This is a genomic window from Pseudoxanthobacter sp. (genome assembly GCF_036822375.1).
GTDB lineage: Bacteria > Pseudomonadota > Alphaproteobacteria > Rhizobiales > Segnochrobactraceae > Pseudoxanthobacter.
Genome location: NZ_DAISHT010000002.1, coordinates 65,334 through 73,102, shown reverse-complemented (window position 1 = coordinate 73,102; position 7,769 = coordinate 65,334). Strand labels below are relative to the sequence as shown.

The following is a 7,769-nucleotide window of genomic DNA, read 5'->3' as shown; positions in this document are numbered from 1 at the left end:
GAACGGCGTGTCTGAACGCGCCTGTCTCATGAGAAATAAGTCTATCGCAACAGTAGACCTCCGGTAAGGCCGGTCCGTTCCCGCGCCAGCGGGCGTTGCGCAAAGTCATTCCCGGGCCGGGGCATGGCGGCGAACGGCCATCTCACACAGACGGCCGGCCCGGCGCGGTTGCCGCCGTCTTTGCGGGCCGCGGTGACGGGCGAAGAGGCCGGCGAAATCCGACCCGGACCGCTTTCCGCGGTTTGGAATTAGTCGAAATAGTAAGTTGATACAAACACTTGCTATTCATTTGCAGGCGCAGTACGAGTCGGGCATACGGTCTGCGACAATTTGTTGCGGTCGCCCGGTTCCCTGGGGCCGGGGCGGCGCTGCGAGGCTCCATGCTGGCTCCTTTTCTGATCATGCTGCGCGAAGGCGTCGAGGCCGCGCTCATCGTCGGCATCATTGCGGGTTACCTGAAGCAGATCGGGCGATCCGACCTGATGCCCGCGGTGTGGCTCGGCATTCTGACCGCCATCGCGCTGGCGCTTTTCGCCGGTGCCGGGCTGCAGCTCGTCAGCGCGGAATTCCCGCAGAAGGAGCAGGAACTGTTCGAGGCGGTGGTCGGGCTGATCGCGGTCGGCGTGCTGACGTGGATGGTGTTCTGGATGCGCCGGGCGGCCCGCTCGATCCGCGGCGAGCTTCATGCCGGCGTCGACCGGGCGCTGCAGGGCAGCACATTCGCCCTCATCGCCATGGTCTTTCTGGCGGTTGCGCGCGAGGGGCTGGAATCGGTGTTCTTCCTCCTCGCCATCTTCCAGCAGAGCGACAGCGCCCTGGCGCCGCTCGGCGCCCTGCTCGGGGTCATCGCCGCCGTGGCGGTCGGCTATGGCATCTATGCCGGCGGCGTGCGGCTCGATCTGCGCCGCTTCTTCCGCTGGACCGGCGTTTTCATCCTGTTCGTGGCGGCCGGCCTGCTGGCCAACGCCGTGCGGGCTTTTCACGAGGCCGGCGTGTGGAACGGGCTGCAGGCGACGGCGTTCGATATCAGCGCCGTGCTGCCGGCGGACGGTCCGGCCGGCGCGCTGCTTTCCGGCATGTTCGGTTATCGCGATGCACCGGCCATCGGCGAAGTCATCGCCTATGTCGTTTTCCTCGCCGTCGCGCTGGTGCTGTTCCTCGCACCGCCGGCATCCGCCGCGCCGCGCCGTGCGGCCGGGCACAAGGTCTGAAGTTCCATGCCTGCGTCTCTTTCGCCTGACCCCCGCCCCCGCGGCCGGGGCATGAAGCTGGCTGTGGCCGGTGCCGGCGTTCTCGTCATCGCCGCCGGTGCGGCGTTCTGGTATGCCGCGACGCGACACCGGCCGCCGGCCGGGCCGGAGGCGGTGCGCGTCGTCATCCGCGCCGATCGCTGCGAGCCGGCCGCACTCAGCGTTCCCGCCGGGCGGGCCACGTTTGAGATCGTCAATGCGTCCGACCGCGTGGTGGAGTGGGAGATCCTCGACGGTGTCATGGTGGTGGAGGAACGCGAGAATATTGCACCCGGCCTCAGCTCCCGGCTCACCGCCCGCCTTTCGCCGGGCACGTTCCAGATCACCTGCGGGCTTCTCAACAACCCGCGCGGCACGCTGACCGTCACGCCCTCGGCAGCATCCCGTGCCGAGGCGAAGCAGATGCCCGCAACCGCCATTGTGGGTGCGCTGGCGGAATATCAGGCCTATCTGGCGCTGGAGGCAGCGGATTTTGCAGCGTCCGCGCACGATCTGGCCGCCGCCGTCCGCGCCGGCGATGCCGCGGCGGCCAGAGCCGCCTTTGCGGCGGCGCGGGTCTCCTATCTCCACGTCGCCCCTGTGGCCCGGCGTTTCGGCGACCTCGACACCGCCATTGACGCCCGCGCCGACTATTTTGCGGCCCGCGAGACCGATCCGGCGTTCGGCGGCTTCCACAAGCTGGCGCCGGCGGTGGAAGGCGGCGGCGATGCCGCCGCGCTGCTGCCGGTCGCCGACCGTCTTGCGGCCGATGCCGCCACGCTGAGCGCCCGGCTGCGCGGGCTGACGCTGTCGCCCGATGCGCTCGCCGCCGGTGCTGCCCGCAGCGTTGCGCGGGCGGCCGACGTTGCCGCCGGCGGCGGAACCGGCGAAGGCGCCGCGCAGGAGAGCGCCGACTTCACCGCCGAGCTTGAGGGCGTGGCCAAGGTCGTGTCGCTGCTTGCGCCGATGGTGAACAGGGCCGATCCGGCACTGGCCGCCGCCACCGCCACCGCCCTGAAGGCGGCAACGGCGGCGGCCGCCGGTCTGGCCTCCGCTTCCGACCGCAAGGCCGCGCTTTCCGCGCTGGCCGGACAGCTCAGCGCACTCGCCGGCGACCTTGCGAAATTCAATGCCGTGCTCGGTCTCGAATGATGCGGGAGAGAGATGAAATGGCGCGTGAAAACTCAGCCTCGCCTGACCGCCGCCGGGTTCTGATGGGGCTTGGTGCGGCCTCCGGCGGGGCGCTGGCGGCCCTTGCCGGCGGCCTCGCGCCGGCCGGTGCCGGCGAACCGGTGGCGGCGGAGGCGGGCAACGTGACGGCGGCCCCGGTCTCCGGCCGCCAGCAGCAGCGCGTGCCGTTCCACGGTGTGCATCAGGCCGGTATCGTCACGCCGCGGCCTGAATTCGGCATGGTCGCCACCTTCGACGTGATTGCCGACCGGCCCGCCGATCTCGTCCGTCTGTTCCGAACGCTGAACGAGCGCATCGCGCTGCTGACGCAGGGCTGGACGCCGCCCGATCTGGACCCGCGGCTGCCGCCGGCCGATTCCGGCCTGCTCGGTCCGGTCGTCCCGCCGGACAACCTCACAGTCACGGTTTCCGTCGGCAACGCCCTGTTCGACGCGCGTTTCGGCCTTGCCGGTGTCCGCCCGGCGCGGTTGCAGCAGATGACGAAGTTCCGCAACGATGCCCTCGATCCGGCGCTGTGCCACGGCGATCTGGCGTTGCAGTTCTGCGCCAACTCCGCCGATGCCAACATTCACGCCCTGCGCGACATCATCAAGAACATGCCGGATCTGCTGGTGCTGCGCTGGAAGCAGGAGGGCTACGTGCCCGCCATTGCGCCCCGACCCGGCCGGCCGCCGGAAAGCGCGCGCAATTTTCTCGGCTTCCGCGATGGCTCGGCCAACCCGGATGCCGCCGATACAGGGCTGATGGACCGCATCGTCTGGGTGCAGGCCGGGGCGGCCGGCGAGCCGGCGTGGACCGCCGGCGGCAGCTATCAGGCCGTGCGCATCATCCGCAATTTCGTCGAACGCTGGGACCGCACGCCGCTTGGCGAGCAGGAGCGTATTTTCGGCCGCCGCAAGGATTCCGGTGCGCCGTTCGACGGCCGCACCGAGGCCGATGTGCCGGATTATGCCGCCGACCCGAAAGGCCGCATCACGGCGCTCGATTCCCACATCCGCCTTGCCAACCCGCGCACGCCGGCCACTGCCGCCAGCATCATTCTGCGCCGGCCGTTCAACTATTCAAACGGGGTGTCCCGGGCCGGCCAGCTTGAGCAGGGGCTGCTGTTCATCGCCTATCAGGCCGATCTGGAGCAGGGCTTCATCGCCGTGCAGCATCGCCTCGATGGCGAGCCGCTGGAAGAGTACCTGAGCCCGATCGGCGGCGGCTATTTCTTCGCGCTGCCCGGCGCCCGTGACGAACGCGATTTTCTGGGCCGCACGATGCTGGAGGCCGCCGGCCTGAAGACCGCCTGACACCCTCACCGCCTTCGGCCGTCCGCCGGACGTGTCGCCCCCCTGACGGACAGCCGGCAGGGGACGGGCGGGCTTTGCCTTCGCTTTCGCCGCAGGCCCGGCCGCCGGCCGGGCCCCAAGACAGGGAGATGCTTCGCATGAAAAACCACCGCTCCGCCGGCCTCGTTGCCGGCCTTGCACTTTCGCTCGCCTTCGGTTCCGCTCTCGTCGCCGCGCCGGTGGCCGCGCAGGCGCAGGAAACGCCGGCGAGCCCCATCGACCTCGCCAGACCCATCACCGAGTACAAGCTCTATGTGGCCGACGCGACCCGCCAGCTGGTGGCCGACACGCGGGCCTTCACGGCCGCCGTCAAGGCCGGCGACCTTGCGAAAGCACAGGCTCTGTTCGGGCCGAGCCGCATGAACTATGAGCGCGTCGAGCCGATTGCCGAGCTCTTCTCCGATCTCGACGGCTCGATCGACTCGCGCGCCGACGACCACGAGAAGCGCGAGGCCGACGAGGGCTTCACCGGCTTCCACCGCATCGAATACGGCCTGTTCGGGAAGAAGAGCACCGACGGGCTGGGCCCGGTTGCGGACAGGCTGCAGGCCGATGTGGAAGAGCTGAACAAGCGCATCCGCGGCCTGACTTTCCCGCCCGACAAGGTGGTGGGCGGTGCGGCCGCCCTGATGGAGGAAGTGGCGAAAACCAAGATTTCCGGCGAGGAAGATCGCTACAGCCACACCGATCTTTATGACTTTGTTGCCAATTTCGAGGGATCGGAGAAGATTTTCACCCTTTTCAGCCCCTATGTCAGCGACAAGGCCTTCGTGGAAAAGGTCAGCGGCAATTTCGCGGCCGTCGAAAAGACGCTTGGCAAATACAAGACCGCAGAGGGCTATGAGTCCTATGACAAGCTGACGGATGCCGACCGGCGCAAGCTGGCGGCGCTCGTGAACACGCTTGCCGAGGATCTCTCCACGCTGAGGGCCCGCCTCGGGCTTGACTGAGCCGTAACGGCCCCGGACCCGGGCGCGCAGGGACCGGCCCTGCGTGTCCGGCCGCCCGCGGGCAGGCCGGCACCGGTCGCCGTCTGCCCCGGCGGCCGGATGTGACGGGACGTCACTTTTCGCCGAACATCCGGCGCAGATCGATCCACGACCGTGCGCCGGTGGCGGCGAAGATGGCTACGAGGTGCTTTTTCATCGCCTCCGGGCTGGTGCCGGTGTGCAGGGCCGCCTCGGTTCGCGAGGCGCCGGAGGCGGCCGCCAGCAGGATCGTCTTCTGCCGCGGCGAGACATCCTGCGCCAGAATATGCTCCACGATGCCGAGCCGCTGCGGGCTTTCCGCCAGCAGCGCCAGCAGCACCACGCTGCCGCCGGCCGGCGCGGCCAGCTCCTCCGCCGTGGCAACGACGCGGCCGCGGGGCGAGGGCAGAACGACCTGCGGACGGGGATCCGCCCCGAGACGGTGGCACAGCGCTGCCGCAAACGCCGGCGGGCGGAGCAGGGGGCCCTCGGCGGGAATGCCCTGCGCCACAGGGTTGCCTTCGCGCAGCAGGCGGGCCGCAGGGTCTGCGGCAAAGAGCAGGGTCTGTCCGCTGCGGTCGACCACGAGATGGGCCGGCGGGCCGGTCGCACTCCAGCGCTCGGCATCGGGGGCCGGTGCGAAGGCGCGGCGCAGGATATCGGCGGAGAGCCGCAGCAGCGCAAGGTCGTCTGCGGTGAAGGGCTGCCGGCGCACGCGGAACAGCAGCACGATGGCGCGCGGCCGGCCATCATGGTCGATCCGCAGGTCAAGGGCATGGTGGTGGCCGCTGGCGCGCACCAGCAGGTTGAATGTGTTGGAACGCCAGTAATCCGCCGGCGGGGCCAGCAGGTGGCCGGCATCGGCCTGCGTCCTGCGCACCAGCGTGGCGACGTTGAGTTCCCGCTCGCCGGTGAAGAGCTCCTCGAAGGCGTTGGCGAACAGATCGCGGGCGGCGGCATTGGAGTCTTCATGGAAGAAGCCGGTCGGCAGACCGGCCGCATCCAGCCAGAAGATGGCCGCGGCATCCGCGCCGACGATCTCGCGCAGCAGGCGGCAGACATTGGGCGCCATCGCCGCAATGCCGACCCCCGTCGAGCACACGAGTTCAAGGTCATGCCAATGTCGTTTCGCGACCCGTCGCATGGCGCTTCCCGATCCGTCCGGAGACAGAACACTCCCCGAAGGGGGAATTTCCCGCGCTGAGGCGGGGCTGTAAATATCAACATTGTAACCGCCCTCAGCCGGAGAGCCTCCGACGATGCCGTTCGTCCGCTTCAAGCCCGGATCCGTCCCGCTCGCTGCCATGCTTGTTGTCGCGGCCCTCTCGGGTGCGCGGGCGGCCGATGTCGCCGGCTCGAAAGACCATCCCCTCGTCGGGCGCTACGAGGGCGCCAAGATTACAGCCTATGAACAGGTGGCCTTCGACGAACAGCGGCTGATCGATGCGCCGGTCGATCTGCGCGGCAGCGGCGAGAAATTCACGGATGACAATTCTCTGCTGGTGGAAGGCAAGGTCACCCGCATCCGCTACGATGCGCCGAAGGACCGCTCGCCGCTGGAGATCATCCGCAATTACGAAGACATGCTGAAAGAGAAGGGCTTCAGCATTGTCTATCAGTGCGCCGACCAGACCTGCATCAGGGGCACCGGCAGCCCTTATCGCATGAGCGGCTTTGCCGGCGATGGCCTCATCAACTACCGCTATGGCGACGGCGTGCGCTATCTGCTCGCCCGCGCCGAGCGGCCGGCGGGCAATGTCTACGCGGCGATCTATGTCGGCGGCAGCAAGACTGGTCCGCTGGTGCGCGTGATTGCCGTGGAAGAAAAGCCGATCGAGACCGGGCGGATCGCCTTCATCGATGCCGGCGCCATGGCCCGGGCAATCGCGGCCGACGGCCATGTGGCGCTTTATGGCCTGCAGTTCGATTTCGACAAGGCGGATATCAGGGCAGAATCGCGGCCGACCCTCGACGAGATCGTCCGCTTCCTGAAGGAGAACCCGTCGGTTTCGGTGGTCGTGACCGGGCACACGGATTCCCGCGGGGGCTTTGACTACAACGTCGATCTTTCGCGCCGCCGCGCCGCCGCCGTGGTGGCTGCGCTGCAGCAGCAGGGCATCGCGGCAGCGCGGCTGACGCCGTTCGGGGCCGGCATGGCCGCCCCCGTCGCCTCCAACGACGAAGAGGCCGGGCGCGCCCGAAACCGCCGCGTCGAACTGGTGTCGCGCTGACGCCGGCCACAGCGCTGCTTTTCCTTGTCCCGATGCGGAGATGCTGCCATGGAACGCGCCGCCATCCGGCTCGCCGTTGCCTTCTGTCTGGCCGCCGCCCCCGGCGCGGTGCACGCGCAGCAGCGCATGCAGCCGGGTCTGTGGGAAATCGAAATGACGATGCAGGGCGGCGCTGTCGACGGCCAGCGCTTTGCCAGCAAGAAGTGCCTCAGCGCCGGCGAGGTTGCGGCCACGGCCGGTTCGGCTGCCGAAATCCGCGCCGCCATGGAGCAGACGAGCGATGGCTGTACCATCGGGGATGTGACGGCGCAGGGCGACCGCGTGAGCTTCCGTCAGACCTGCGGTCCGGTCGAGCAGGCGGCGGAGTTCTTCTATCGCGGCACCACGATGGACGGGCGCATCTCCATGTCGATGGCCGGCAAGCCGTCCGGCACCATCGTCCAGCAGGGCCGGCTCGTCGGGCCCTGTTCCTGACGGCGGACGAACCGCCTCGTCAGCATGCCGGCCGACCGGGTTGGGGCGCGGCCGGAGTGGGGGCGGTCCGGGGAGAGGGGGAGGCGGCGGCGGCTTGCGTCAGACTGACGATCTCCGGCGCGGGCCATCTCCCTCTCGTCCTTCTCCCCGGATCGGGGCCCTCTTGTGGAACCCTGCGCACCGGACGGTGGCGGGGGCCGTTTTCCGGTCGTGCCGGGCGTCTGCCGGTGTGAAAGATCCGGTCGCCGGCCCGCGGAACGCCCGGTGGTCCCGGGCGGCCTCTCGGGGGATGGCGCAAGCGAAACCGCCTGCGCCGCCGCCATTGGCATCACCCGGAAGAAC

The 7,769-nt window shown here is 69.0% G+C and carries 7 protein-coding genes; 6 read left to right on the top strand and 1 reads right to left on the bottom strand.

Annotated elements, in window-relative coordinates; translation table 11 throughout:
• Window positions 1–380 precede the first annotated feature (380 nt).
• The 4 genes from efeU (at window position 381) to efeO (V7067_RS00760) (ending at window position 4,704) form a co-directional block, all read left to right on the top strand.
• Window positions 381–1,211, top strand: coding sequence for an iron uptake transporter permease EfeU (gene efeU / locus V7067_RS00775; RefSeq protein ID WP_334173958.1), 831 nt, complete (start codon window positions 381–383; stop codon window positions 1,209–1,211).
• A gap of 51 nt (window positions 1,212–1,262) precedes the next feature.
• The gene (gene efeO / locus V7067_RS00770) at window positions 1,263–2,381 is read left to right on the top strand and encodes an iron uptake system protein EfeO (RefSeq protein ID WP_334173957.1); all 1,119 of its coding nucleotides are present in this window, start codon (window positions 1,263–1,265) and stop codon (window positions 2,379–2,381) included.
• Window positions 2,382–2,398: 17 nt separating this feature from the next.
• Complete coding sequence (efeB, locus tag V7067_RS00765; RefSeq protein ID WP_334173956.1) at window positions 2,399–3,715, top strand: iron uptake transporter deferrochelatase/peroxidase subunit; 1,317 nt, start codon at window positions 2,399–2,401, stop codon at window positions 3,713–3,715.
• Between the two features lie 137 nt (window positions 3,716–3,852).
• A complete protein-coding gene (gene efeO / locus V7067_RS00760; RefSeq protein ID WP_334173955.1) occupies window positions 3,853–4,704 on the top strand; it encodes an iron uptake system protein EfeO in 852 nt (283 codons plus the stop codon).
• Window positions 4,705–4,816: 112 nt separating this feature from the next.
• Here efeO (V7067_RS00760) and V7067_RS00755 read toward each other — a convergent pair whose 3' ends face one another.
• A complete protein-coding gene (locus V7067_RS00755) occupies window positions 4,817–5,824 on the bottom strand; it encodes a GAF domain-containing protein (protein WP_334173954.1) in 1,008 nt (335 codons plus the stop codon).
• A 202-nt stretch (window positions 5,825–6,026) separates the two neighbouring features.
• Between V7067_RS00755 and V7067_RS00750 the strand changes: the two genes are divergently transcribed.
• Window positions 6,027–6,953 carry a DUF4892 domain-containing protein gene (locus tag V7067_RS00750; protein WP_334173953.1) on the top strand — a complete coding sequence of 309 codons (927 nt, stop codon included), beginning with the start codon at window positions 6,027–6,029 and terminating at the stop codon, window positions 6,951–6,953.
• Between the two features lie 48 nt (window positions 6,954–7,001).
• On the top strand, window positions 7,002–7,427 hold the full coding sequence (locus tag V7067_RS00745) for a DUF3617 family protein (RefSeq protein WP_334173952.1): 426 nt from the start codon (window positions 7,002–7,004) through the stop codon (window positions 7,425–7,427).
• The last annotated feature ends 342 nt before the right edge of the window (window positions 7,428–7,769 follow it).